Raw genomic sequence first — 24834 nt, forward strand, 5'->3', positions numbered from 1 at the left:
GGCATGCTTACTTCACGTTGCTCGGGGTTGGGCCTTCGGCCACACCGAGGTCGTCTTCTTCGCGCTCGTCAGAGATACCGCGACCGCCCGAGGCCAGCTCGGCTTGCAGCACGTCAGTATCCAGTTCTTTAACCCACTTGGCCACAACCAGGGTGGCAACGGCGTTACCCACCAGGTTGGTCAGCGCGCGGGCTTCGGACATGAAGCGGTCGATACCGAGGATCAGCGCCAGACCGGCCACCGGCAAGTGACCTACCGCCGACAGGGTGGCAGCCAGCACGATGAAGCCCGAACCGGTCACACCGGCAGCGCCTTTGGAGGACAGCAGCAATACCAGCAGCAGGGTGATCTGGTGGGTGATGTCCATGTGGGTGTCAGTCGCCTGAGCGATGAACACGGCAGCCATGGTCAGGTAGATCGAAGTACCGTCGAGGTTGAACGAGTAACCGGTCGGGATCACCAGACCTACTACAGATTTCTTCGCGCCCAGACGCTCCATCTTGATCAGCATGCGTGGCAGTGCCGATTCCGACGACGAGGTGCCGAGTACGATCAGCAGTTCTTCACGGATGTAGCGCACCAGTTTGAACACGCTGAAACCGTGAGCGCGGCAGATCCCACCCAGCACCACAACCACGAAGAGCACGCAGGTGATGTAGAAGCAGATCATCAACTGACCCAACTGCACCAGCGAGCCGACACCGTAGGCGCCGATGGTGAACGCCATGGCACCGAACGCACCGAGCGGCGCCAGTTTCATGATCATGTTGATGATGTTGAACATCACATGGGCGAAGCGATCAATCATGTCCAGCAGCGGACGGCCGTACGAACCCAGGCGATGCAGGGCGTAGCCGAAGATCACCGAGAACATCAGGACTTGCAGGATATCGCCGGTGGCGAACGCGCCAACGATGGTGTTCGGGATCACATTGAGCAGGAAGCCGACGATGCTCTGGTCTTTACTGGCCGTCACATAGGTGGCGATTTTCGAGGCGTCGAGGGTAGTTACGTCGATGTGCATACCGGCGCCCGGTTGCACGACGTTGACCACGATCAGGCCGATCAACAGAGCGATGGTGGAAACGACTTCGAAGTACAGCAGCGCGTAGCCGCCGGTCTTGCCCACCGACTTCATGTTCTGCATGCCGGCGATGCCGCTGACAACGGTACAGAAGATGATCGGCGCGATGACCATTTTGATCAGCTTGATGAACCCGTCACCCAGCGGCTTGAGCGCCACACCGGTCTGCGGGTAGAAGTGACCGAGCAGGATGCCGATGGCGATGGCAACGATCACCTGGAAATACAGGGATTTGTAGAGTGGCTGACGAGTCGTCATTGCAAAGTTCCTCAAGTGTCCCGCGTGGCAACATCCGACTGTTGTTCCGCGACACCTCAATTGCGAACCCTCCTGCACTGGAGGGATTTGTTGTGGCGAGCTGCGCCGTTCCTACCGGCTCTGGCGCAGACCTCTGAGGTTGTCTATCGCAAACCGCGTGCCACCTTGCGGCAAATGCCTGCAAGCCTTTTGATATCAGGGGTCACGGGGATTTGTGTGTCACCGGTTGGTTACCCGACGTTGGCGGGTTTCCGCCACCTACTCAGGCTTCGTCCTACAATTTGGCGGAAATCCGCCTTGTTGCCGCTCGGACGCACCGACTACCATCCGTGGCCAGAGGAAGGATTTTTCGCTCATGCGCGAACGCACTATCGCCAGTCATTTCGCCCGCGCCGCCCTCGGTGGCGCACGGCGTTCGGGGTTCGATTACACGAACCTGTTGCAGCAACTCGGCATCAGTCCCGAGCTGCTTGACGAGCCGCGCGCGCGCATTGCTCCAGAGCAATTCACCCGCCTGATCCAGAGCCTGTGGCTGGCGCTGGACGACGAATACCTGGGCTTTGGCCGCGCGCCGAGCAAACCCGGCAGCTTCGCCATGATGTGCCACGCCGCGATCCATTGCCGCAATCTGGAAAAAGCTCTGCAACGCGGCTTATTGTTTTACAGCCTGTTCCCGGACGCGCCGCGTCTGACCCTGAGCCGCGAAGACGAATGGGTGCGCCTGAGCCTCGATGATGCGCAACTGTGGGATCCGGATCACTTTCTCAGCGAGAGCCTGCTGGTGATCTGGCACCGCCTCGGCAGCTGGATGATCGGCCAGCGGATTCGTCTGGAGAGCGCGAGTTTCAGCTACCCGAAACCTGCGCACGCGGCTGAATACGATTTGCTGTTTTCCTGCCCGCTGGAATTTTCCGCAGGGCAAAGCAGCCTGCTGTTTCACAGCCGCTACCTGCACATGCCGCTGTTGCAGGACGAGCGCACGCTAAAACACTTCCTCGAACGCTCCCCTGCTGATTTGCTGTCACGCCCGGATGACGGCAACAGCCTAAGTAGCCGTCTACGCCGCTTGCTCAGCCAGGACAGCGAGCGCTGGCCGGATCTGGAAGCGGTGGCGGCGCATCTGCACATCAGCCCGCAGACCTTGCGCCGGCACTTGCGTGAGGAAGGCACTAGTTTTCAGGAGTTGAAGGATCAGCTGCGGCGGGACATCGCGATTTATCATCTGGGGCGCGCGGATCTGTCATTGCAACAGATCGCCGAACAACTCGGTTTTTCCGAGCCGTCGGCGTTTCATCGGGCGTTCAAGAAATGGACGGGGGTGACGCCGGGGGCTTATCGGGCGCAGGAGTTTTGAGCCCTGGGATCAAGAACGGCCCTCACCCTAGCCCTCTCCCAGAGGTAGAGGGGATTGACCGAAGTGCCTTGAGAAAACAGGCGACCTGAAAGATTTTGTCGACTGTGGATTCATTACAAAACGTTCACGTCGGCGGAGCTCTGGACTTTCCCCCGATCAGTCCCCTCTACCTCTGGGCGGTCCGACGTTTCGGGAGGGTTAGGGTGAGGGGTCGCTCTTTAGGGTCACACCACAGGAAAATGAATCCTGAACGCCGCCCCGCCCATCGGCGAATCCCCCAGTGCCAATTTCGCGCCGTAACTTTCAATGATGTCCTTGACCACCGCCAACCCGATCCCCTGCCCCGGATGCTGACGATCCAGTCGCTCCCCACGCTCAAGAATCCGCGCACGTTGATGCTGCGGAACCCCCGGCCCGTCGTCCTCGACGCACAATTCCACCCCGGCCAGGCTCTCGCGCACGCTGATGCGCACTTCGCTCAAACACAGGCGATAGGCGTTTTCCAGCAGGTTGCCCATCATTTCCAGCAAGGCGCCCTGCTCGATTGGCACGTAGCAATGCTCCGGCAGATCGAAGGCCACGCGCACGTGTTTGTCGCGGTAGACCTTGTCCAGCGTGTCGCACAGGCTTTGCAGCACTGGCCGCAGGCGTACTTGATGGCGCACCAGACCGCTTTTGCGCAGGCTGGCGCGTTGTAGCTGGTAGCCGATCTGCTGGCTCATGCGTTCGATCTGGGTTTGCAGGACCCAGGCCTGATCGCGAGCCTCGGAGCGCTGGGCCATGTCTTCGCTGACGCCTTGAAGCACGGCCAATGGGGTTTTCAGGCTGTGGGCGAGGTCGTCGAGAGAATCGCGATAACGGCTGCGCTGTTGGCGTTCGCTGTGCAGCAGGCGGTTGAGCGAGCCGGTCAGGCGCAGCAGTTCGCGCGGGTGTTGTTCGCTGAGGCTTTCGCGGGTGCCGCTTTCGATTTCGTCGAGTTCCTGACTGAGTCGGCGCAAGGCTTTGAGTCCCCAGGTCAGGCCGATCCACAGCAACGCTAGCAGCACCAGCAACGCCGCGCCGAAACCGAGGTAGAGATTCTCGCGCAGGCCGTCGAGCGTCACTTCGTACTCGCGCACCGGTTGCAGGGCGACGATGCTGAATGCCGCGCTCTTGCCGCCAAGCAGTTTGACCTCGACGTCGTAGACGAAGAATTCCTGACCATTGGCCTCGCGGATCCGCGCGAATTCGTTGCCGCGTCCGTCGTAGCGCGGCGTGTAGTTGATCTTCTCTTCCTGGGTGGCTTTGGAGCGCCACACCAGATGCGCCTCACGGTCGTAGATGTAGCCGAGCAAACGACTGTCGGTGAGGTTGTAGCGTTCGTCCGGCAACTGCGCCGGCATCACCAGATGATTGCCTTCAATGCGCGCGGCAGAGATCAGCGTGGTGACGTCCGACGCCAGTCGCTGTTCGATCGAATCCTGCAACGCGAGACTGAACGCCCCCTGCATTGCCGGTAGCAGAGCGAGCATGAACAACACCGCCAACGTGGTGGCGGCGAGCATCAGCCGGACGCGAAGCGAACGGATCAAGTGCAGCGCTCATTGAACAGATAGCCGAGGCCGCGCACGGTGTCGATCGGTTTGAACCCGGCCGGGCCTTCGAGTTTGCGCCGCAGACGGCCGACCAGCACTTCGATCACATTCGGATCGCGCTCGTCGTCATCCGGGTACAACTGCTCCATCAAACGATCCTTGGGCACCACTTGTTGATGGTGGCGCATGAGGTATTCGAGGATGCGGTATTCGTAGGCAGTCAGCGCCAGCGGTTGTTCGTCCAGCGTCGCTTGCTTGCGATTGATATCCAGCAACAGCGGGCCGGCGACGATGGTCGATTGAGTGAAACCGCTGGATCGGCGCAGCAAGGCATTGAGGCGCGCTTCGAGTTCTTCGAACTGGAACGGTTTGACCAGATAATCGTCGGCGCCGGCGGCCAGGCCTTCGACCTTGTCCTGCCAGTTGCCGCGCGCGGTGAGGATCAGGATCGGGAAGGTCTTGCCGCCCGAACGCAACTGGCGGATCAGCTCGAGCCCGCTCATGCCCGGCAGGCCGAGGTCGATCACCGCCAGATCAAAATTGAACTGACCGGTCTGGTACAACGCCTCCTCGGCATTGGCCACAGACTCGACCACGTGGCCGCTCTCCGTGAGGCGGGTTTGCAGGTGATGACGCAACAGCGCTTCATCTTCGACGACCAACAGTTTCATGAATCTCTCCCGGATAAATCCAATTCTCCAGACAACCACCTGTGGGAGCTAGCCTGCTAGCGATGGCGTCGTGTCAGCCAACATCAATGTTGCTGACAGACCGCCATCGCTAGCAGGCTAGCTCCCACAGGGGTCCAAGGCTAACCGTGCTTTAGAAAGCGTAGTTGGCCGACAGGTACGTCTGGGCGCTGCTGGTCAAATCCAGCGAGCCTTGTTTGCTGCCGCCGCGCTCGCTCATCTCGGTGCTGGCGTTGCTGCGCAGGTAACGGTAACCGAGTTCCACCGAAGTGTTCTGCGAGACTTGCTGCAACACACCGAACTGGCCGCCGACGGCGTAACCGATGTCGCTGTCACGGCTGAAGCCTGGCGATTCCTGGGTCAGCTTGGTCAAACCGGCAGTCGCGCCACCGAACAGCTTGGTGCTGCCGCCCACCGGGTAGAACAGATCGTAGCTGCCCAGCAGGTTTTCCTGACGCAGTTTAATGCCATTGTGCGAGCCGGACACGTTGTCATAGGTAGCGTAGTAGCGACCCTGGCTGTTTTGTTGGCCGAGACGAATACCGTAAGTGGTGTCCTTGCCGATCACGCCGTCGGCGTTCGGGTGGTCGAGGTTGTCGTTCAGTGCGTGGAATTTTTTCACCTTGTCACTGGTCTGGCCCAAGGTCAGACCGGCGAAGTTGGTGGTGTCGGCGTGGGCAGCGAGGCTTGCGCCCATCACAGTGAAAGCCAGCAGCAGTTTGTTCAAACGAGTCATTGAGTGTTCCTCAGTTGTGCTCTTCGGGTATGGCGCAAGGTTACTGAGGTGCCCCTGTACCTCTCCTGAACGCTCTCTGAACCTCACCTGAACCAAATGAACTAGGCTGTCTTGACCCTTTATTGTCAGGAGACCCGACCATGCGCCTGTTACTCGCCCTCACCTTGCTGGCTGTCAGCAGCCTCAGCCAGGCTGCAATCAAGACTCAGGAGATTCCCTACCAAAGCGCCGACGGCACCCAACTGATCGGCTATTACGCCTACGACGACGCGATCAAAGGCGCACGCCCCGGCATTGTCGTGGTGCATGAATGGTGGGGGCTGAACGATTACGCCAAGCGTCGCGCCCGTGATCTGGCCGGCCTCGGCTACAGCGCGCTGGCGATCGACATGTACGGCGAAGGCAAGAACACCGAGCACCCGAAAGACGCGATGGCCTTCATGCAGGCAGCCACCGCTGACGCCGCCGCAGCGAGCAAGCGCTTTGACGCCGGACTGGATTTGTTGAAGAAGCAACCGCAGACCGACACCGGCAAACTTGGCGCCATCGGTTATTGCTTCGGCGGAGCTGTGGTGTTGAACGCGGCGCGTCAAGGTGTACCGCTGGCGGGTGTGGTGAGTTTCCACGGCGCGCTGGCGACCAAGACGCCGGCAACACCGGGCAGCGTCAAGGCGAAGATCCTCGTTGAGCACGGTGCGCTGGACAGCATGGTTACCCCGGATAACGTGACTGCGTTCAAGAGTGAAATGGACAAGGCTGGCGCCGACTATAAATTCGTCAGCCTTGATGGCGCCAAGCACGGCTTCAGCAACCCCGAAGCCGATCGCCTGAGCCACGGCGAGCACGGTGGCCCGGATATCGGCTACAACAAAGCCGCCGATGAAAAATCCTGGGCGGACATGCAGGCATTCTTCAAGAAGATCTTCGGTTAAGCAGACACCGCATTTCCTGTAGGAGCTGTCTCGTGCAACGAGGCTGCGATCTTTTGACTTTTCTTTTAAAAGGACAAGATCAAAAGATCGCAGCCTTCGGCAGCTCCTACAGGGGGAGACAGTTTCAAGGCAACCCGGCAAAATGCCCGTCATGAATTCCAGCCCCCTCCTCCCCGCCTGCTGCACCCCGCTCGACGCGCATTGGCCGTTGCCAAACGTGTTGCCGGACACGGTGCTGTTGAGCACGCATTTCGACCCATCACAACTGCTCGCTGATGATTTCCATCGCAGCGCAATCGAGCCACCGCCGAGCATCCAGCGCTCGGTAGCCAAGCGTCAGGCCGAGTTTCTCGCCGGTCGTTTTTGCGCGCGCGCAGCGTTGCAGCAATTGGAAGGATCCAGCGTGATTCCAGCCATCGGTGAAGATCGCGCGCCGGTGTGGCCGGCGCATATCTGCGGCTCGATCACTCACAGCACCGGGCGTGCTGCAGCGATTGTCGCCAACAAACAGCAATGGCGCGGTTTGGGCATGGATCTGGAAAACCTGCTTAACCTGGAGCGGGCTGAGCGACTGGCAGGGGAAATTCTGACCCCGGCGGAAATGCAGCGCATGGCGGCGGGCCCGCGCGATCAATTGGCGTTGTGGGTGACGCTGACGTTTTCGGTGAAGGAAAGTCTGTTCAAGGCGTTGTACCCGATTGTGCAGAAACGCTTTTATTTCGAGCATGCCGAAGTGCTGGAATGGACGCTTGATGGTGCGGTACGCCTGCGACTGCTGACGGATCTGTCCAGTGAGTGGCGCCATGGGACGGAGCTGGATGCGCAGTTCGGGATTCATGATGGGCAGTTGTTGAGCCTGGTCAGTATTGCTGCCTGAAGTGCTCTAGTGCCTGTTCGGGCCTCATCGCTGGCAAGCCAGCTCCCACAGTGTCGGTGGTGAATACAGACTGTAAGTACACCCCAGAAACCTGTGGGAGCTGGCTTGCCAGCGATGGGGTCAGTGAAGCCAACCCAACCTCAACGGCGTTCCTGATTGCGCGGCCAACTCAGGCTGAAGCAAGCTCCGCCGAGGCTTTTGCTCTTGCCGATCAACGCCCGGCCGTCATGCCAGTGAATGATCCGCCGCACAATCGACAAGCCCAAGCCATGCCCGCCGGATGCGCGAGTGCGACTATCGTCCAGACGCAAAAATGGTGTGAAGATTTTCTCCCACGCCGCTTCCGGCACGCCGGGGCCGTCGTCTTCAACATCGACCCGGCAGCGCAATTGCCCGACCTGATAACTCACCGTGACCTTCGAGCGCGCGTGGCGCATGGCGTTGCCCACCAGATTCTGCAAGGCGCGATGCAGATAACGCGGCTCAGCCTCGACCCACGCGTCATCGCAATCGGCCGCCGACAGGCACATGCCACGCTGCACGGTGACTTCGGCGCGTAACGGCGCCAGTTCGGCGATCACCTGATTCACCAGTGCATCGAGGTCGATGCGCTGAAAGGTCAGCGCTGGAGAACCTTGCTCCAGCCGCGCATAGGTGAGCATTTCGTCGACCAGCTTATCCAGATCCTCGATGTCGTGATCCATGCCCTCGCGGTACTTCTCCAGCGCTTGCGGCGTGGTGGCCGAGCCGATCATCTCCAGCCCGAAACGCAGGCGCGCCACCGGCGTGCGCAACTCATGGGACACCGCGCGCACCAGTTCACGCTGGATCGCCAGCAACTGCTGCAAGTGCTCGGCCATGCCATTGAACGCCGCTGCCAGTTTGCCCACCGAGTCGGCCCCGCGCGCTGGTACGCGGGTTTCCAGACTGCCCTTGGCGATGCGCGTGGCGGCGGCTTCGAGACCACGCAAACGCCGTTCGAGCTGGCGCACCAGTAAATAGACGATCAGGCCAATCAGCGTCAGACCGAGCGCGGCGATCAACACCAGCCACTCCGGCGGGTACGGATTCATCTGATACAGCGGCCCGATTTCCAGCACCCACGGCGTGCCGACCATGCCGGCGAAGACCCGGATCGAATCGCCACCCTTGCCCAGCGCCATCACCGTATCGCCTTCGGACACGCGGCGACTCTGGTCTTCGTCCATGTCGGCATCGTTGACCGTGACCAGGCGCAGGTCGAAACCGAACCCCTTTTCTTCCTTTAACTGCGCCAGGCGTTTCGGCTGGTCAGCCACCGGGACGCGTACCAATTCATCCGCCAACAGATAAATAGTCGCGCGGGCCAGTTGCTCGCTGATCTGCTGCACTTCGCCGACCAGCACCATCTGCTCCTTGTCGCTGACCAGTCGATAGACCTTGGCCGCGTGCGGACCGGTCTGTTCGACCAATGCCTGGCCGCGTTGCACGCGGGTGCGCTGGGTCAGGTCGAGGTCGGTCTGCGGAAAGGTCTTCAATGCCAGCGGAATACCCAGCAAGCGCTCCCAGACCAATAAGGCCCGATGGCGCTCGGTCTGGTTCATCGGTTGCAGGTTGTCAGCCATCAGCGAGAACGTGCCGTGGGCCAGGCGCTCGCGGTATTGCTCGCTGCGCACCTGATTGAGCAGGTGCAGCGCCAGCACGCCAAGCACCGCCACCAGAATCAGCGCCGCGCACATGCCGCCATAGATGCGCAGGAAGATCGAGTTCACAGCGGCAAGTCTGTGCAGGCTTCGGGGACGAACAGATAACCCTTGCTGCGGATGGTCTTGATCAGGCGCGGGTGATCGGGATCGTCGCCGATCTTCGGCCGAATGCGCGAGATGCGTACGTCAATCGAGCGATCCTGACCGTCGTAGCCGATGCCGCGCAGTGCGGTGAAGATTTCTTCGCGCGACAGAATGCGCCCGGCGTTCGACACCAGCAGCCAGAGCAGGTCGAACTCCGCGCTGGTCAGTTCGATGCCGTTGTCACTCAGCCAGGCTTCGCGCAGGGCGTTGTCCACCACCAGTGGGCCGAATTGCAGGCGGCGGGATTTTCCCGCAGCAGGCTCAGGTGAGTCACTGCGTCGCAGCAGCGCCTGAATCCGCGCCAGCAATAGACGCGGGCGCACGGGTTTGCACACGTAATCGTCGGCGCCCAGATCGAGGCCGAGGATCTGATCGGCGTCGTCGGTGCGCGCGGTGAGCATCAGGATCGGCCCGTCGTAGCGGTCGCGCACTTTACGGCAGATGCTCAGGCCATCTTCACCGGGCAGCATCAAGTCGAGGATCACCAGATCCGGCTGCTCCCGGATAATCCGCTCCGCCGCCAGTGCGCCGTTGCCTTCGATCTCGACGCGCAGCCCATTGGCTTGCAGGTATTCGCGGGTCAGGTCGGCCAGACGCTGGTCGTCCTCGACTATCAATACCTGCCAGGCTTCTTGCTCCACGGATACCTCTGCTGCCAATGCTGCGATAAAGGAAGAGCCCCCCCGGTCTTTTTGTCATGTTTGGGGAGGATAAGAATGCGTGCATCCGGGCCGATTGTATAAACGGCGTACAGCCAGAACACAAGTCGGTAAATGCGTTCGGACGAGGCGAAATTCTGTGATAGGGTTCGCGCCCTTAAAAAACCGCTGAAGCGTTTTTCCCAGCGAAAAAACAGTGACAAACGGTCTAGCTCAGCAGGTCCGCGGCCTACAAGTGAATTAGACATTTCGCACACAATTTACCCACAGCCTTATCCACAAGCAGTACGTTGCAAGACCCCTTAAAACGCATTATCTTGTAGCACGGCGAAAACAGAGACCCTACATATGGGGTTTTTGCCTAAAACGCCCAACCACATTTCAGACCTTGAACTCAAGTGCTTTATTGCCGATTCAGGGTTGAACCAAGCAAGTTTTTCATAGCCCAAACCGCGCTGGCGGATGGCACCGTTTTTTCAGACCAGAGCGGTCAAAACGGTACGGGTGTTGCAGTGTTGACTGCCACTCTGAAAGGAATCCGGTGCGAGCGCAGGCTCGCCACCAAAACTTCGGCACGGACGCGGCGTTGTAGCCTTTTTCCTACTGTTCCGAAGTTATTAAGCCGACGCTCGTCGGTTGCAGTGCTTCGGGACAGAACGGTGAGCACCATGATGGTGCCCAAACAAACATAGAGAATGTGGAGACGATCCCCCATGCAAACCGACACAACTCGCGAGAACCCGCAGGGCACCTTGCCGCAGGCCGCTGATTCGAATTCGGATCTGGCAGCCACCGCGCCTGGTCAACTGCGCGTGATCAAGCGTAATGGCACTGTCGTTCCTTACACCGATGACAAGATCACCGTCGCTATCACCAAAGCGTTCCTCGCAGTTGAGGGCGGCACCGCTGCCGCTTCGTCGCGAATCCATGACACCGTTGCCCGCCTGACCGAACAAGTCACCGCCACCTTCAAGCGTCGCATGCCTTCGGGCGGCACCATCCACATCGAAGAAATCCAGGACCAGGTCGAACTGGCCCTGATGCGTGCCGGTGAGCAGAAAGTTGCGCGCGACTACGTGATCTACCGTGACGGCCGTTCGAAAGAACGCGCTGCCCACGCTCCGGCCGAAGAAGCCGTCAACGCTCACCCGTCGATCCGCATCACCCGCGCCGACGGCAGCTTCGCCCCGCTCGACATGGGTCGCCTGAACACCATCGTCACCGAGGCCTGCGAAGGTCTGGCTGAAGTCGATGGCGACCTGATCCAGCGCGAAACCCTGAAAAACCTGTACGACGGCGTGGCCCTGACCGACGTCAACACCGCTTTGGTGATGACTGCCCGTACCCTGGTTGAGCGCGAGCCGAATTACTCGTTCGTAACCGCGCGCCTCCTGATGGACACCCTGCGTGCCGAAGGCCTGAACTTCCTCGAAGTCGCCGAAAGCGCCACCCATCACGAAATGGCTGACCTGTACGCCAAGGCCCTGCCGGCCTACGTGGCCAAAGGTATCGAGTTCGAACTGCTGAACCCTGTGCTGGCCACCTTCGACCTGGAAAAACTGGGCAAGGCGATCAACCACGAGCGCGATCAGCAATTCACCTACCTGGGCCTGCAAACCCTGTACGACCGTTACTTCATCCACAAGGATGGCGTGCGTTTCGAACTGCCGCAGATCTTCTTCATGCGCGTGGCCATGGGCCTGGCCATCGAAGAAAAGAACAAAGAAGACCGTGCGATCGAATTCTACAACCTGCTGTCCTCGTTCGACTACATGGCTTCGACCCCGACCCTGTTCAACGCCGGCACCCTGCGTCCACAGCTGTCGAGCTGCTACCTGACCACCGTTCCGGACGACCTGTCGGGCATCTACCACGCGATCCACGACAACGCCATGTTGTCGAAATTCGCCGGTGGTCTGGGCAACGACTGGACGCCGGTGCGCGCACTGGGTTCGTACATCAAAGGCACCAACGGCAAGTCGCAAGGCGTGGTTCCGTTCCTCAAGGTTGTGAACGACACCGCCGTTGCCGTTAACCAGGGTGGCAAGCGCAAAGGCGCAGTCTGCGCTTACCTGGAAACCTGGCACATGGACATCGAGGAGTTCATCGAACTCCGCAAGAACACCGGTGATGATCGTCGTCGTACCCACGACATGAACACTGCCAACTGGATCCCTGACCTGTTCATGAAGCGCGTCTTCGATGACGGCAAATGGACCCTGTTCTCGCCGTCCGAAGTACCGGATCTGCACGACCTGACCGGCAAGGCCTTCGAGGAGCGTTACGAGTACTATGAAGCGCTGTCCGAGTACCCGGGCAAGATCAAGCTGTTCAAGACCATCCAGGCCAAAGACCTGTGGCGCAAGATGCTGTCGATGCTGTTCGAAACCGGCCACCCTTGGTTGACCTTCAAAGACCCGTGCAACCTGCGTAGCCCGCAGCAGCACGTGGGCGTGGTTCACAGTTCGAACCTGTGCACCGAGATCACTTTGAACACCAACAAGGACGAGATCGCCGTCTGCAACCTGGGCTCGATCAACCTGCCGAACCACATCGTCAACGGCAAGCTCGACACCGCCAAGCTCAAGCGCAGCATCGATGTAGCCGTGCGCATGCTCGATAACGTTATCGACATCAACTACTACTCGGTTCCGCAGGCCAAGAACTCCAACTTCCGTCACCGTCCGGTCGGTCTGGGCATCATGGGCTTCCAGGACGCGCTGTACCTGCAGCACATCCCTTACGGTTCCGACGCTGCCGTCGAATTCGCCGACAAGTCGATGGAAGCCGTCAGCTACTACGCGATCCAGGCCTCTTGCGACCTGGCCGACGAGCGCGGTGCTTACGAGACGTTCCAGGGTTCGCTGTGGTCCAAAGGCGTACTGCCGCTGGATTCGCAACAGATCCTGATCGAGCAGCGTGGCCAGAAGTACATCGACGTTGACCTGAACGAATCCCTCGACTGGGCACCGGTTCGCGCCCGTGTACAGAAAGGCATTCGTAACTCCAACATCATGGCCATCGCACCGACCGCGACCATCGCCAACATCACTGGCGTATCGCAGTCGATCGAACCGACCTACCAGAACCTGTATGTGAAATCGAACCTGTCGGGCGAATTCACCGTGATCAACCCGTACCTGGTCCGCGACCTCAAGGCTCGCGGTCTGTGGGACTCGGTCATGATCAACGACCTGAAGTACTACGACGGTTCGGTGCAGCAGATCGAGCGCATCCCGCAAGAACTCAAAGAGCTCTACGCGACTGCCTTCGAAGTGGACACCAAGTGGATCGTTGACGCGGCCAGCCGTCGTCAGAAGTGGATCGATCAGGCTCAATCACTGAACCTGTACATCGCTGGCGCATCGGGCAAGAAACTCGACGTGACCTACCGCATGGCCTGGTACCGTGGTCTGAAAACCACTTACTACCTCCGTGCCCTGGCCGCGACCAGCACCGAGAAATCGACCATCAACACCGGCAAGCTGAACGCTGTTTCCAGCGGCGGCAACCACGGTGACGATTCGGTCCTGGCAGCTCCTGCCGGCCCGGCTCCAGTGCCAAAGGCTTGCGCGATTGACGAGCCGGATTGCGAAGCTTGCCAATAAGCTGAGTGAGTTCAGGTGTCGCGAGATGCCTGAATAAAGAAACCCCCGACAGACCTCTGGTTTGGCGGGGGTTTTCTTTTGGCTCGGCTTTTTACCGCCAGGATCAAAATCAAAAGCCCCCTCACCCTAACCCTCCCGAAACGTCGGACCGCCCGAGGGAGAGGGGACTGACCGAGGTGCCGAAGAAAAATACGCCGACGTGGGATACCGAGGTGAATATAGTTTTTGAAAAGTACGCAACCCCGCTTCAGATTTTGCTCCACCACCACTCAACAGGATGAGCGTTAGCTCGGCTGCAGCTCTTGATCTCAAGCGCCCGTCGACAGGCTGAGTGGAGGGATTGATCCGGGGTGGGAGCGAAGCGACGTTCGACGAAGTCGAACACATCGAGAGGAGGTGCAGCGCAGCAAACCGGAGGCGATGCACCCGGAACAATCCCGGAGCGAAGGAACCCCGAGCCCCAGCGAGCGGGCCGAACGTCAGGGAAAAGACCTTTGGTTACTTTGGGGCTTTTGCCAAAGTGACCCGCCGTAAGGGCGGAACCACAAGTCGCAACACCCAAAGCATAGGATCCACCCAAACCCAACCCAAAAAAAAGCCCCTCAAAAGAGGGGCTTCCTTCACAACCAAAAACCCAGAATCAAGCCATCTGAATAATGGTCTGCATAATCGTGCTCTGAGTCGAAATGGTCTTGGCGTTCGCCTGATAGTTCGATTGACCCTTGATCAGATCAACCAACTCATTAGTCAGGTTAACGTTCGACTCTTCCAGCGAGTTGGAAGCGATCGAACCCAAAGTACCGGTTTCCGGCGCGTCATAACCCGGAATACCCGAAGCGAAAGTCTCTTTCCAGCTAGTACCACCGACAGCCTGCAAACCCTGCTCGTTGGTGAAGCTGGCGAGTGCAACCTGGCCAATCGCCTTGCTCTGGTTGTTGCTGAAGTTGGCAAACAGCGTACCGGTACCGTCGATGGTCAGGTTAGTGATCTGGCCAGTAGCATAACCATCCTGAGTCGGGATCGAACGCGCAGTATCAGCGTTGTACTGGGTGGTCTTGGCCAAGGAGATGGTCACACCTGCCGCGTTGGCAGCCGCGCCGTTTGGCGTGAAGGTGCCATTGGTGACTGTTCCCGGTACCCAACCCGTAAGCCTCAAATCGCTACTGATGATCGGATTCGGCGCTGGAGGCGGCAACGTGCTAGGTGTACTCACCTGAGTCAGTTTGCCGGAGCTGTCGAACGTCAAAGTCGAAGCAATCGGCGGGGTAGCCGCGTTGGTTGGATTACTGCCGGTAGCATCCGGATTACGCCCATCGACCAGGGTGTAAACCTTCCAGGTGTTTTCGCCAGTCTTGACCATGTACTGATCCATGACGTGGGAGTTGCCCTGAGTGTCATAGATCGGGGTACTGAAAGACTTGGTGTAGGTCTCGGTCTTGCTCGGGTCGAACTTGCCAGCCGCTACCGTGTCATTAATCACCGGTGCCGACGAGTTCAGGTTGATGCTCGAAGTCACGGACGAACTGGCCTTCGGTGCCAGGTTCGAGGTGTCGATCTTCAGGTCGGTCAACACGCCGTTGATGATCTTGCCGTTGGCATCCACACCGTAACCCTGCAGACGCGAGGTGTAGTCGGTGTTGGTGATGTAACCGGCATTGTCGACCTTGAACGTACCGGCACGGGTGTAGGACACCGATCCGTTGTTGCTCATGGTGAAGAAGCCCGAACCGTTGATGCCCATGTCGAGCACGTTACCGGTGTTGCTGATGTCACCCTGGGTGAACTGCTGCGAAACGTTAGCCAGGCGCACACCGTTACCGATGACCTTGCTGCCGCTGCCCAGCTTGGTCGCCGAATAGACGTCTTCAAATTCTGCGCGGGAGGACTTGAAACCGGCGGTCGCGACGTTGGCGATGTTGTTGCCGGTCACGTCCAGTTGTTTGTTGGCTGCATAGAGACCGCTAAGGCCGATATTGAAAGACATATTCCACTCCTTTGTGCCGGTTAGTCGGCTCTATATACCAATGGTTTGTACTTTGGACAGGGCGACGGAGCCCTTGCCGGCCAGGTTGAGCATCAGCTCGCCACCGGTCTGGCTGATCGTCACGCTGTTGACCGTCGCTGGCAGGTAAGTCGCCAGGTCCGTCGCGGTGCCGTTGATCGGTGCGTTGGCCTTGAAGGTGTAAGTACCGACGGGCACTACGGTACCGCCGGAATCCTTGCCATCCCAAGTAAAACTGGCGGCGCCAGCGGCGCGGCTGCCCAAGTCGATGGTGCGAACTGCTTTGCCGTCCTTGTCGGTGATGGTCACGGTGCCGCCCGCGATGGACGATGGCACTGTGACCGAACCGGTCAGGCCTTTGGTCGGGTCGTCAAGCTGTGCCGTGTTGGTTTGCACGATCACATTGCGGCCAACCAGAGACGAGGCCTGCAACGCTTGTGAAGAGTTGTAGTTGCCGGCCAGACCACTCACGGTGGAGTTCAGCGTGGTGATGCCTTCAAGGCTGCTGAACTGAGCCAACTGGGCAACGAATGCACTGTTGTCCTGCGGGTCCAGCGGGTTCTGGTTTTTCAGCTGGGTCACCAGCAATTGCAGGAACGCATCTTTGCCCAGAGCTTTGCCGCCCGTAGCGCTGTTGGTCGCCGAAGCAATGCCGTCGGTGGTGGTGCTACTGGTCTTCTTCGTGGAGTTGGCCAGTATGTCGTTCATGCTCAGCTTGCTGGTGGTGTCGGAAACACTCATGGCAGTCGCCCCTTGTTACTGACCGAGGGTCAGTACTTTCTGCATCATGGTTTTGGCGGTATTCATCATTTCGGCGTTGGTCTGGAAGGACCGGCTCGCGGAAATCATGTCAGCCATTTCTTCCACCACGTTGACGTTCGGGTAAAAGACGTAACCCTTGGCGTCGGCAGCCGGGTGATTCGGCTCGTAGCGCGCTTCGAGGTTGCTCTGGTCTTCGACCACGCCCATCACCTGCACGCCCTGACCGGCAGCGTCCTGGTTCTGGAACAACGAGTCGCTGCCGCCGCTCTGGCCACCCTGGAACATGGTGGCGAACACCGGGTGACGGGCGCGATAGGTCTGGTCGATGCTCGACGAGACGGTTTCGGCGTTGGCGATGTTCGAAGCCACGGTGTTCAGACGCGTGGTCTGCGCGCTCATGCCGCTGCCGGCAATGTTGAAAACGCTGGACAGGGACATGGATTACTCTCCGCGCAGGGCTGATACCAGCCCTTTGAATTTGCTGTTGAGCAGGGTGAAGCTGGCCTGGAAGCCAACGGCGTTTTCCGCGTAATTCGACTGCTCAAGTTGAGCGTCCACGGTGTTCTGGTCGATCGACGGTTGCATCGGCGTGCGATACATCAGCGATTCGTCGCCATTGCCCAGGCCTTCAGCTTCGATGTGACGGCTGTTGGTCTTGTTCAGGGCGATGGTGCCGTTCTGGTTTTTCTGCGTCTGTGCTTCGAGCACTTTGGAGAATTCCAGATCCCGAGCCTTGTAGTTCGGGGTATCGGCGTTGGCGATGTTATTGGCCAACACTTCAGCGCGCTGGGCGCGGAAGCCCAATGCCTTTTCGTGAATGCCGAGCGCTTTATCGAAGCTGATGCTCATGTCGGGACCTTCAGGTAACCGGATTTTTCGTAACTGAGCTTTAGCAAGCCGCGTGCCAGTTTGCAAAAGCCCGGATTCCGGGGCTTTGCGGGCAGTGGCAAAGCGGCAATGCCAGAAAAGCGGCAACCGGTTTCCGCCAGATGCCGCTTTTCTGCCGCTTGCCGTCACCGCATAAACGCCGGGCATAAAAAAACGGGAGCCCCTGAGGACTCCCGTTCTGGTGTTGCCGGTGTTGATCATTTCGCCTGGTAGATGATCCCCGGGCTGCACTGAACCATCTGGTAATGATCCGGCAAACCGTTCAGCGCTTCGGAAGCGCCAAGGAACAGATATCCGCCCGGCTTCAGCGTGCTGTGGATGCGCAACAGGATGTCTTTCTTCACCTCGGCGGAGAAGTAGATCAGCACGTTGCGGCAGAACACGATGTCGAACTTGCCCAGGCTGGCGTAGCTGTCGAGCAGGTTGAACGAGCGGAACTCCACACGACTTTTGATCGGCGCCTTGATTGCCCAGCGACCTGGCCCTTTCGGGTCGAAGTAGCGTTGCAGGCGATCAGGCGACAAACCGCGGCCGATGGCCAGGCTGTCGTACTCGCCGGTCTTGCAGTTGTTGAGCATGCTGCCGGACAGATCGGTGGCAACAATCTGCACGCCCATTTTCAGCTGACCGTGGTTGCTGCGCTCGAACTCGTCGATCGACATCGACAGCGAGTACGGTTCCTGACCCGACGAGCAAGCCGCCGACCAGATCCGCAGACGCTGGTTGGGAGCAGCCTTGATCGCTTCCGGCAGTACCTTGTTCTTCAAGACTTCAAACGGATAGGTGTCACGAAACCACAAGGTTTCGTTGGTCGTCATGGCATCGACCACCTGCTCGCGCAAACCGCTGCGCGGCTGGGTCTGGATGCGCTGTACCAGCTCACCCAGGGACTTGATGCCTTGCACTTCCATCAGTTTGTTGAGACGGCTCGAGACCAGATACTGCTTGTTTTCACCGAGCAAAATGCCACAGGCTTTTTCCAGGAAGACCCGGAACTGTTCGAAATCCAAATTACCCGTAGACAAAGATGCCGCCTCTTAAATCGTGTTGACCGCCAGGAGCAAAAGGCTCCTAGCTGATATCTGCTGCTTTGATCCGGTCGACTACCCGGGATGCCAGGTCATCAGGGCGGAATTTGGCCAGAAAGTCATCGGCACCGACTTTCTTGACCATCGCCTGATTGAACACTCCCGACAACGAAGTATGCAGGATGATATGGAGCTTTTGCATGCGCGAGTCGCCGCGGATCTCGGCCGTCAGGGTGTACCCGTCCATCTCCGGCATCTCGATGTCGGAGATCATCATCAGGAACTCTTCTTCCGGCTTCTTGCCTTCGTCGACCAGTTTGCGCAGGTAATCCAGCGCTTGCCGACCGTCGTTCAACGCCACCACTTCGACACCAATCGTCTGCAGACAACGCGTCACCTGCTTGCGCGCCACCGACGAGTCATCGACCGTCAGCACCCGCAACGACAACGCTTTGGTCTGCGTCTCGACATCGACCACGCCGACCGAAATCGCTTCCGGCGTCGGTGCGACTTCCGCCAGCACTTTTTCGACGTCGATGATTTCGACTAACTGATTGTCCACTCGAGTCACAGCGGTCAGGTAGTGATCGCGCCCCGTCCCCTTCGGTGGTGGATGAATCTCTTCCCAGTTCATGTTCACGATGCGTTCCACCGAGCGCACCAGGAAACCCTGGGTCTTGGTGTTGTACTCCGTGATGATCACGAACGGGTTGTTCTTGTCTTTCAAAGCACCCGAGCCGGTCGCCATTGCCAGATCAAGGATCGGAATGGTTGCCCCCCGGATATTCGCCACCCCGCACACGACAGGACTGGACTTGGGCATCAGTGTCAGCTTGGGGCATTGCAGCACCTCGCGCACTTTGAACACGTTGATCCCGTATAGCTGTTGGCCGTCGAGACGGAACAACAACAGCTCCAGGCGATTCTGCCCTACCAGTTGCGTGCGCTGGTTCACCGAATCCATTACACCAGCCATGCCCAGACTCCTACACCAACGCCAAGTGTTGTTGCGACGCACATTCATTGCTAAACGGCACGGCGCTTGCTTTTTAACTCGTATGAACGCTCAAACGACATTATTCCGACACCTGACATCTCCCCTCCGCAGAGGGCTTTGCGCGATGTCCGCCATTTGCTGCTTTTACGCTGGCAGCCCTGCCGTTGCTGATACGGTTACCATGCCTGACATGCTTATCGGCGTGACTCAGGGCTTTCTTGAATTCACCGTAGAAGACTATCTGGCCAGCAGTCAAACCGAAGGCCGCTACGAGATCGAGGTCAACCAGCTCGATCCTCGTATGCGCATGCCTATGTGCGACAAGGAATTGACAGCCACTCTGGAGAGTCCGGCACGCCCTCTGGGACGGGTTACGGTCAAGGTTCGCTGCGAGGGCGCATCGCCCTGGACGGTGTTCGTACCCGCTCAAGTCCGCCTGTTTCGCGAGATTGTGACGACCACGCGCCCGCTCAAACGCGCAGGCATTATCGAGCCTCAGGACGTAACCTTGCGTGAGCGCGATATCAGCCTGATCAACCAAGGTTTTTTGACGTCGGTGGATGAAGCGATCGGGCAGAAATTAACCCGACCAACGGTAGCTGATCAGGTGATTACGCTGGTGCATCTGGAGCAAGCCGAAGTGGTGCGCAAGGGCGATCAAGTGGTAATCACCGCGCGCAGCGGCACGATGGCCGTGCGCATGCCGGGTGAAGCCCTGGCCAACGGTGGCCTGAAAGAACAGATCCGCGTGAAAAACCTCAATTCGCAACGGGTCATCAAGGCGCAGGTGGTCGCGCCTGGCCAAGTGGAAGTCGCGATGTAGCGAGATGGAAAACTGGCGCTGGGCCGAGCTGTTCCCTAAACTGTGGCGCATCGGACCTGCATGCAAACTCATGGGTAAATGAGTCTAAAGTTTTCCAGGGGATGGCCGAAAACATGGCAAGCGTCCAAATTCCCAGAGGTTTTTATCATGGTCATCGATTTCAGCCGTTTGAACAGCTCCTCGCCACTTACCGGCAGTACACGTACCAGCAACGCCAGGGAAACCGCCGAAACCGGCACCTCCGCGCCGCTGAATACCCCGGCCGAACAGGCCAGTACCGCTAAAGCCGGGGAATCGGTACACCTCAGCAATGAGGCTCAACAGTTGCAGAAGGTCACTGACAAGCTGCGCGATCAGCCTGCCGTCGACAATGCCCGTGTGGCCGAGTTGAAAGCAGCGATTGCCGATGGCAGCTATAAAGTCGACAGCAACCGTGTAGCCAGCAAACTGCTCAACTTCGAAGCCCAGCGCTAGGCTTTCGCCGGCGCCAGGCTTTTGGACGCTTAAAACCCAAGGCCAGCCATGCACGACACTAATTTACTGCAACTGATCACCGACGACTTTGCTCCAGCTCAACAATTGCTGGAGTTATTGCAATCCGAGTCCCTCGCCTTGCACGGTCGCGACATGCCGGTGCTGGAAGAAATTCTGGCGCGCAAACAGGCGCTGATCATTCTGCTTGAACAGCATGGCCGCAAGCGTAGCGAAATCCTCGTCAGCCTCAACCTGCCCGCCACCCGCGAAGGCCTGGAGCAACTTGCCAGCCAGTCGAGCATCGGCGCGCAGTTGATGGCTGAGAGCGATGTCCTCACCGATCTGATTGCCCAATGCCAGGCGGCCAATGTGCAAAACGGCCAGTCGATCGTGATCCAGCAGGCCGCCACGGCCAATCAGCTGAAAATCCTCACCGGCGGCGAGCCTCCGGCGCTTTACGATGCCACCGGCACCTTCTCCAAGCTGCAGAAGCCGCGCGCACTCAGTCAGGCATAAGCTGTTCTATGCTTGCGCCCTATCAACACGCGTTACATGCTGGCAAAATGCTGGCTAGCCGTAGTCAAATTTTGTCTGGAGATTGATCTAACGTGTCCAATGATGACGCTCCGCAGCCCCCAAAGGTGCTCACCACGCCCCTGGAAATCTCCAGCAACCTGCGCCAGCTGCAAGAAAGCCATGATCCACTGATCATCACCTTTCACGAGCGCAGTCAGCGCTTCCAGAGCTACCTGATCGAAGTTGATCGGGAATCCGCCACCATCAAGTTCGATGAAATGATCCCGCGCGACGGCGAGCGCTTTCTCGAAGCTGGCGAACCGTTCAAGGTCGAGGGCTTCCATGACGGTGTACGCATTGCCTGGGAATGCACCGGCACGCTGAGCATCAAGGATTCTGATGGCGACCGCTTTTACGTCGGCGACTTGCCCGAAGAAGTGGTTTACCACCAGCGCCGCAATGCCTTTCGCGCTGCCCTGAAACTGGCCGACCTGGTCAGCGTCGTGCTCGGTGGCGAAAAGCTCAAGGCACCGATCGACGGCAAGTTGCTGGACATCTCCGCTACCGGTTGCAAACTGCGCTTCGAAGGCGACATCACCGATCGCCTGCAACTGGGCCAGGTCTATGACCGCCTCGCTGCCGCGCCGCTGTTCGGCAACCAACCGGTCTCGGTCGAGTTGCGTTATCTGCACTTCGAAGAAAAACTCAACATTACCTTCGCCGGCCTGCGTTTCCACAACATCAGTGGTCCGGCCGCGCGCAATGTCGAGCGCTTCGTCTATCAGTTGCAACGTGAAGCACGGCGTTTCGACAAAGACGATATGTGATCGAATACGCAATGAAAAACGGGCAGTCCTTTGCGGTGACTGCCCGTTTTTTTGTGCCTGAGATTTAAGGTCGGGCCTGGGTGAAGCTTGGCCCTTGGGGATCATCCTCAGGTGGGACGGTGTGCGCATCCTGCTCGGTTTCGGGCTCAGGTTCCGGCTCGGGATCAACCGGATTCTGCATCTGCTCCTGCACCACGTGCTCATCCACCCGCGGATCGAGCGCTGCCACCAGCGGCGAACTGGACATGCTGTCCGGCATTGCAACGTGGTGCAGCGGCGCATCCTCGACCTGATGCATGTTGGTCACGGCTTTCGGCCGGATGCGCCACACCAGTACCAGCGCAAAGAAGGTGAAGAACGCGTACAGGCTTTGCGGCCCGAACAGCTTCATCAGCACGCCTGCCGCCAACGGCCCAATACTCGCACCGACGCCATAGGTCACCAGCAGCATCGCCGTCAGCGAAACGCGCCGATCGCCCTCGACGTGGTCGTTGGAAAACGCCACAGCCAGCGGATACAGACAGAACTGCACCAGCGAACACAGGAAGCCGACGATAAACAGCACTTCCAGCGGCACGCTTGGCATGATCGCCAACGGCAACGCGGCCACTGCCAGAAACATCGCAAAACAACGAATCAGCAACGCGCGGTCATAACGGTCGGACAACCAGCCCAGCGGCCACTGCACCAGCAGACCGGCAAAAATACAGCTACCCATGAACAGACCGACCTGTTCGGTCGACAGCCCTTGCTGCGAAGCATACAACGGCGCCAGACCATAAAACGAACCGATGATCAGACCGGCACCGAGCACCGTACTCAATGACTGCGGAACGCGCTTGATAAAGAAGCGCGGCTCCATCGGCGCCGGGTGTAGCGGTGCCGGGTGAATACGTCGGGTCAAAGTGACCGGCACCAGACACAGCGCGAAGCACAGGGCAACCACCATCAGCAGTTCCAGACCGAGGCCCGGGTGCATGACCAGAATCAACTGCCCGAGCACCAGCCCCAGATACGAGGCAATCATGTAGCCGCTGAACACCAGACCGCGCTGATTGGCGTCAGCCTGTTCGTTGAGCCAGCTTTCGATGACCATGTATTGGCACATCATGCCCAGACCGACGATGGTCCGCAGCACCAGCCACGCCGGCAGCCAGTCCACCAGTCCATGGCCGAGCACCGCCGCACCGACGATCCCCGCGCATGCAGAGTAAGCCCGGATGTGCCCGACGCGGGCGATCAGGCGGTGGCCGATCTTGCCGCCCAGCACCAGACCGAAATAGTTGGCCGCCATCAGCGCACCAACCCACAGACCGTCGACATTATCCGCAGCCAGGCGCAAAGCCAGGTAAGTGCTTAAAAGACCCGAGCCGATCAACATCATCAGCGAGGCGAAATACAATGCTCGAAAGGATTTCCAGATTTGGCGCATCGGCGTTCCGAGCGGCTCCTTGCAGTGATTATCGGGCTATCGAAAAAAGATAGCCCGATGGCGACATTACGTCAGGCCTGGGCTGCTAGAACACGGCGTTCCCAGGGAGTTATTTCGTCAAAGAAACTGGTCAACTCCATGGTTTTCGATGCGATGTAGCCTTCGATGAACTCCTTGCCGAACAGTTCCTTGGCAAGTTGACTGCGTTTCAGACGCTCCAGCGCGGCGTGCAAGGTACATGGCAGCGAAAGATTATCCGGCACTTCGAATTCGCCCTGGATCGCGGCGGTGGGTTCCAGCTCATGCTCGATGCCGTACAGACCGGCAGCCAGGCTCGCAGCAATCGCCAGATACGGGTTGGCGTCGGCGCCCGGCAAACGGTTTTCCACCCGACGGGCGACCGGCGAACTGGCGGGAATACGCAGCCCGGCAGCGCGATTGTCGTGCGACCAGCAGGCGTTGTTCGGCGAAGCGAACGGATGGCACAGGCGCTGGTAGGAATTGACGTTCGGCGCAAACAGCGCGGTGAAGTCCGCCATGCCCGCCTGCTGGCCGCCGATGAAATGGCGGAACATTGCGGTCGGCTGGCCATCGGCGTCGCTGAACACATTTTTGCCACTGTTGATGTCAACGACGCTCTGGTGAATGTGCATCGAACTGCCCGGCGTGTGCGCCAGCGGTTTGGCCATGCACACCACGGTCAGGCCGTGCTTGAGCGCGACCTCTTTGAGCAGGTGTTTGAACAGGAAAGTCTGGTCGGCCAGCAGCAGCGGATCACCGTGCAGCAGGTTGATCTCGAACTGGCTGACACCCATCTCATGCATGAAGGTGTCGCGCGGCAGATCCAGCGCGGCCATGCATTTATAGACTTCGCTGAAGAACGGCCGCAGCCCGTTGTTCGAGCTGATGCTGAACGCCGAATGGCCGTCCTCGCGCCTACCGTCGAGGCCGACTGGCGGCTGGAACGGTTGGGTCGGATCGGTGTTCGGCGCGAACACGAAAAATTCCAGCTCGGTCGCCACCACCGGCGCCAGGCCTCGCGCTGCGTAGCGGGCAATCACCTTTTTCAGCTGGCCACGGGTCGACAGGTTTGAGCCTTCGCCGGTCAGCTCATCCGCGTCGCAAATCGCCAAGGCGCGCGGTTCGTCGCTCCACGGCAAACGGTGAATCTGCGCAGGATCGGCGACCAGTGCGAGATCTCCGTCGTCGCTGCCGTAAAAGCGCGCCGCCGGATAGCCGCCCATGATGCATTGCAGCAGCACCCCGCGCGCCAGTTGCAGACGCCGCCCTTCGAGGAAACCCTCGGCGGTCATTACCTTGCCGCGTGGTACGCCGTTCAAATCCGGCGTGACACATTCAATCTCATCAATGCCCGTCAATCGCTGTGCGAGTGAGCGCTGGCCATCGGTTGTCATGACGCAATCCTTGTTATTGTGCGAGCCGCGAACGGCGACCCGAACAAAATAGGCTCCGGCTGTTCGGAAT

Annotated in this window: 22 protein-coding genes; 8 read left to right on the forward strand and 14 right to left on the reverse strand. The window is 59.1% G+C overall.

All coding sequences use genetic code 11. The features are described from left to right. Window positions 1-7 precede the first annotated feature (7 nt). A complete protein-coding gene (locus ACOI8A_RS06370) occupies window positions 8-1342 on the reverse strand; it encodes a dicarboxylate/amino acid:cation symporter (RefSeq protein WP_420646450.1) in 1335 nt (444 codons plus the stop codon). Window positions 1343-1697: 355 nt separating this feature from the next. Here ACOI8A_RS06370 and ACOI8A_RS06375 point away from each other — a divergent pair, with 355 nt between their 5' ends. Continuing rightward, the gene (locus tag ACOI8A_RS06375; RefSeq protein WP_420646449.1) at window positions 1698-2696 is read left to right on the forward strand and encodes an AraC family transcriptional regulator; all 999 of its coding nucleotides are present in this window, start codon (window positions 1698-1700) and stop codon (window positions 2694-2696) included. Between the two features lie 224 nt (window positions 2697-2920). Here the strand turns inward: ACOI8A_RS06375 and ACOI8A_RS06380 are convergent, their stop codons facing one another. The 3 genes from ACOI8A_RS06380 to ACOI8A_RS06390 all read right to left on the reverse strand — a co-directional run bounded on the left by ACOI8A_RS06380 (window position 2921) and on the right by ACOI8A_RS06390 (window position 5695). Further along, complete coding sequence (locus ACOI8A_RS06380) at window positions 2921-4267, reverse strand: ATP-binding protein (protein WP_420646448.1); 1347 nt, start codon at window positions 4265-4267, stop codon at window positions 2921-2923. After that, entirely contained in the window at window positions 4264-4941 is a 678-nt protein-coding gene (locus ACOI8A_RS06385; RefSeq protein ID WP_420646447.1) for a response regulator, read from the reverse strand. Before ACOI8A_RS06385 ends, ACOI8A_RS06380 begins: the two co-directional genes overlap by 4 nt. 151 nt (window positions 4942-5092) lie before the next feature. Next, entirely contained in the window at window positions 5093-5695 is a 603-nt protein-coding gene (locus ACOI8A_RS06390; protein ID WP_420651195.1) for a hypothetical protein, read from the reverse strand. 140 nt (window positions 5696-5835) lie between these two features. On the opposite strand from ACOI8A_RS06390, the gene ACOI8A_RS06395 reads away from it, so the two are divergent. Beyond that, on the forward strand, window positions 5836-6627 hold the full coding sequence (locus ACOI8A_RS06395; RefSeq protein ID WP_420646445.1) for a dienelactone hydrolase family protein: 792 nt from the start codon (window positions 5836-5838) through the stop codon (window positions 6625-6627). A 151-nt stretch (window positions 6628-6778) separates the two neighbouring features. Beyond that, entirely contained in the window at window positions 6779-7504 is a 726-nt protein-coding gene (locus ACOI8A_RS06400) for a 4'-phosphopantetheinyl transferase family protein (RefSeq protein ID WP_420646444.1), read from the forward strand. Between the two features lie 140 nt (window positions 7505-7644). On the opposite strand, the gene ACOI8A_RS06405 is transcribed toward ACOI8A_RS06400, so the two are convergent. After that, window positions 7645-9255, reverse strand: a complete 1611-nt coding sequence (locus tag ACOI8A_RS06405) for an ATP-binding protein (RefSeq protein ID WP_420646443.1) — start codon at window positions 9253-9255, stop codon at window positions 7645-7647. Then, complete coding sequence (locus ACOI8A_RS06410) at window positions 9252-9974, reverse strand: response regulator (protein WP_420646442.1); 723 nt, start codon at window positions 9972-9974, stop codon at window positions 9252-9254. The genes ACOI8A_RS06405 and ACOI8A_RS06410 overlap by 4 nt, the downstream gene beginning before the upstream one ends. Window positions 9975-10705: 731 nt before the next feature. Here ACOI8A_RS06410 and ACOI8A_RS06415 point away from each other — a divergent pair. Next, complete coding sequence (locus ACOI8A_RS06415) at window positions 10706-13600, forward strand: ribonucleoside-diphosphate reductase subunit alpha (RefSeq protein WP_420646441.1); 2895 nt, start codon at window positions 10706-10708, stop codon at window positions 13598-13600. Window positions 13601-14240: 640 nt separating this feature from the next. On the opposite strand, the gene flgE is transcribed toward ACOI8A_RS06415, so the two are convergent. The 6 genes from flgE to ACOI8A_RS06445 form a co-directional block, all read right to left on the reverse strand. Next, window positions 14241-15584 (reverse strand): flagellar hook protein FlgE, encoded by a 1344-nt coding sequence (flgE, locus tag ACOI8A_RS06420; RefSeq protein ID WP_420646440.1) that lies wholly within the window; start codon window positions 15582-15584, stop codon window positions 14241-14243. Between the two features lie 30 nt (window positions 15585-15614). After that, complete coding sequence (gene flgD / locus ACOI8A_RS06425) at window positions 15615-16343, reverse strand: flagellar hook assembly protein FlgD (RefSeq protein WP_420646439.1); 729 nt, start codon at window positions 16341-16343, stop codon at window positions 15615-15617. A gap of 15 nt (window positions 16344-16358) precedes the next feature. Further along, a complete protein-coding gene (gene flgC, locus ACOI8A_RS06430) occupies window positions 16359-16802 on the reverse strand; it encodes a flagellar basal body rod protein FlgC (RefSeq protein WP_420646438.1) in 444 nt (147 codons plus the stop codon). Between the two features lie 3 nt (window positions 16803-16805). Continuing rightward, a complete protein-coding gene (flgB, locus tag ACOI8A_RS06435; protein WP_420646437.1) occupies window positions 16806-17213 on the reverse strand; it encodes a flagellar basal body rod protein FlgB in 408 nt (135 codons plus the stop codon). A gap of 236 nt (window positions 17214-17449) precedes the next feature. Next, window positions 17450-18277: a protein-glutamate O-methyltransferase CheR gene (gene cheR, locus ACOI8A_RS06440; RefSeq protein ID WP_420646436.1), complete on the reverse strand. Its 828-nt coding sequence runs from the start codon at window positions 18275-18277 to the stop codon at window positions 17450-17452. 46 nt (window positions 18278-18323) lie between these two features. After that, window positions 18324-19256 carry a chemotaxis protein CheV gene (locus tag ACOI8A_RS06445; RefSeq protein WP_420646435.1) on the reverse strand — a complete coding sequence of 311 codons (933 nt, stop codon included), beginning with the start codon at window positions 19254-19256 and terminating at the stop codon, window positions 18324-18326. A gap of 82 nt (window positions 19257-19338) precedes the next feature. Here ACOI8A_RS06445 and flgA point away from each other — a divergent pair, with 82 nt between their 5' ends. The 4 genes from flgA (at window position 19339) to ACOI8A_RS06465 (ending at window position 21917) form a co-directional block, all read left to right on the forward strand. Next, window positions 19339-20100: a flagellar basal body P-ring formation chaperone FlgA gene (gene flgA / locus ACOI8A_RS06450; protein ID WP_420646434.1), complete on the forward strand. Its 762-nt coding sequence runs from the start codon at window positions 19339-19341 to the stop codon at window positions 20098-20100. Between the two features lie 147 nt (window positions 20101-20247). Further along, window positions 20248-20574, forward strand: coding sequence for a flagellar biosynthesis anti-sigma factor FlgM (gene flgM, locus ACOI8A_RS06455; protein ID WP_420646433.1), 327 nt, complete (start codon window positions 20248-20250; stop codon window positions 20572-20574). 48 nt (window positions 20575-20622) lie between these two features. Then, the gene (locus ACOI8A_RS06460) at window positions 20623-21090 is read left to right on the forward strand and encodes a flagella synthesis protein FlgN (RefSeq protein WP_420646432.1); all 468 of its coding nucleotides are present in this window, start codon (window positions 20623-20625) and stop codon (window positions 21088-21090) included. A gap of 92 nt (window positions 21091-21182) precedes the next feature. Next, window positions 21183-21917: a flagellar brake protein gene (locus tag ACOI8A_RS06465; protein WP_420646431.1), complete on the forward strand. Its 735-nt coding sequence runs from the start codon at window positions 21183-21185 to the stop codon at window positions 21915-21917. 64 nt (window positions 21918-21981) lie between these two features. On the opposite strand, the gene ACOI8A_RS06470 is transcribed toward ACOI8A_RS06465, so the two are convergent. Both ACOI8A_RS06470 and ACOI8A_RS06475 read right to left on the reverse strand, forming a co-directional pair. Beyond that, window positions 21982-23349 (reverse strand): MFS transporter, encoded by a 1368-nt coding sequence (locus ACOI8A_RS06470; RefSeq protein WP_420646430.1) that lies wholly within the window; start codon window positions 23347-23349, stop codon window positions 21982-21984. 71 nt (window positions 23350-23420) lie between these two features. Next, on the reverse strand, window positions 23421-24662 hold the full coding sequence (locus tag ACOI8A_RS06475) for a glutamine synthetase family protein (protein WP_420646682.1): 1242 nt from the start codon (window positions 24660-24662) through the stop codon (window positions 23421-23423). Window positions 24663-24834: the final 172 nt, after the last annotated feature.

This window comes from Pseudomonas sp. P4795, from assembly GCF_048822895.1.
Taxonomy (GTDB): domain Bacteria; phylum Pseudomonadota; class Gammaproteobacteria; order Pseudomonadales; family Pseudomonadaceae; genus Aquipseudomonas.

Coding starts and splice junctions, on each gene's coding strand:
- flgM (WP_420646433.1), top strand. CDS start 20,248: ATGGTCATCGATTTCAGCCGTTTGAACAGCTCCTCGCCACTTACCGGC.
- ACOI8A_RS06370 (WP_420646450.1), bottom strand. CDS start 1,342: ATGACGACTCGTCAGCCACTCTACAAATCCCTGTATTTCCAGGTGATC.
- flgB (WP_420646437.1), bottom strand. CDS start 17,213: ATGAGCATCAGCTTCGATAAAGCGCTCGGCATTCACGAAAAGGCATTG.
- ACOI8A_RS06445 (WP_420646435.1), bottom strand. CDS start 19,256: ATGGCTGGTGTAATGGATTCGGTGAACCAGCGCACGCAACTGGTAGGG.
- flgD (WP_420646439.1), bottom strand. CDS start 16,343: ATGAGTGTTTCCGACACCACCAGCAAGCTGAGCATGAACGACATACTG.
- ACOI8A_RS06375 (WP_420646449.1), top strand. CDS start 1,698: ATGCGCGAACGCACTATCGCCAGTCATTTCGCCCGCGCCGCCCTCGGT.
- flgA (WP_420646434.1), top strand. CDS start 19,339: ATGAACGCTCAAACGACATTATTCCGACACCTGACATCTCCCCTCCGC.
- ACOI8A_RS06390 (WP_420651195.1), bottom strand. CDS start 5,695: ATGACTCGTTTGAACAAACTGCTGCTGGCTTTCACTGTGATGGGCGCA.
- flgE (WP_420646440.1), bottom strand. CDS start 15,584: ATGTCTTTCAATATCGGCCTTAGCGGTCTCTATGCAGCCAACAAACAA.
- ACOI8A_RS06470 (WP_420646430.1), bottom strand. CDS start 23,349: ATGCGCCAAATCTGGAAATCCTTTCGAGCATTGTATTTCGCCTCGCTG.
- flgC (WP_420646438.1), bottom strand. CDS start 16,802: ATGTCCCTGTCCAGCGTTTTCAACATTGCCGGCAGCGGCATGAGCGCG.
- ACOI8A_RS06385 (WP_420646447.1), bottom strand. CDS start 4,941: ATGAAACTGTTGGTCGTCGAAGATGAAGCGCTGTTGCGTCATCACCTG.
- ACOI8A_RS06400 (WP_420646444.1), top strand. CDS start 6,779: ATGAATTCCAGCCCCCTCCTCCCCGCCTGCTGCACCCCGCTCGACGCG.
- ACOI8A_RS06475 (WP_420646682.1), bottom strand. CDS start 24,662: ATGACCGCCGAGGGTTTCCTCGAAGGGCGGCGTCTGCAACTGGCGCGC.
- ACOI8A_RS06460 (WP_420646432.1), top strand. CDS start 20,623: ATGCACGACACTAATTTACTGCAACTGATCACCGACGACTTTGCTCCA.
- ACOI8A_RS06395 (WP_420646445.1), top strand. CDS start 5,836: ATGCGCCTGTTACTCGCCCTCACCTTGCTGGCTGTCAGCAGCCTCAGC.
- ACOI8A_RS06415 (WP_420646441.1), top strand. CDS start 10,706: ATGCAAACCGACACAACTCGCGAGAACCCGCAGGGCACCTTGCCGCAG.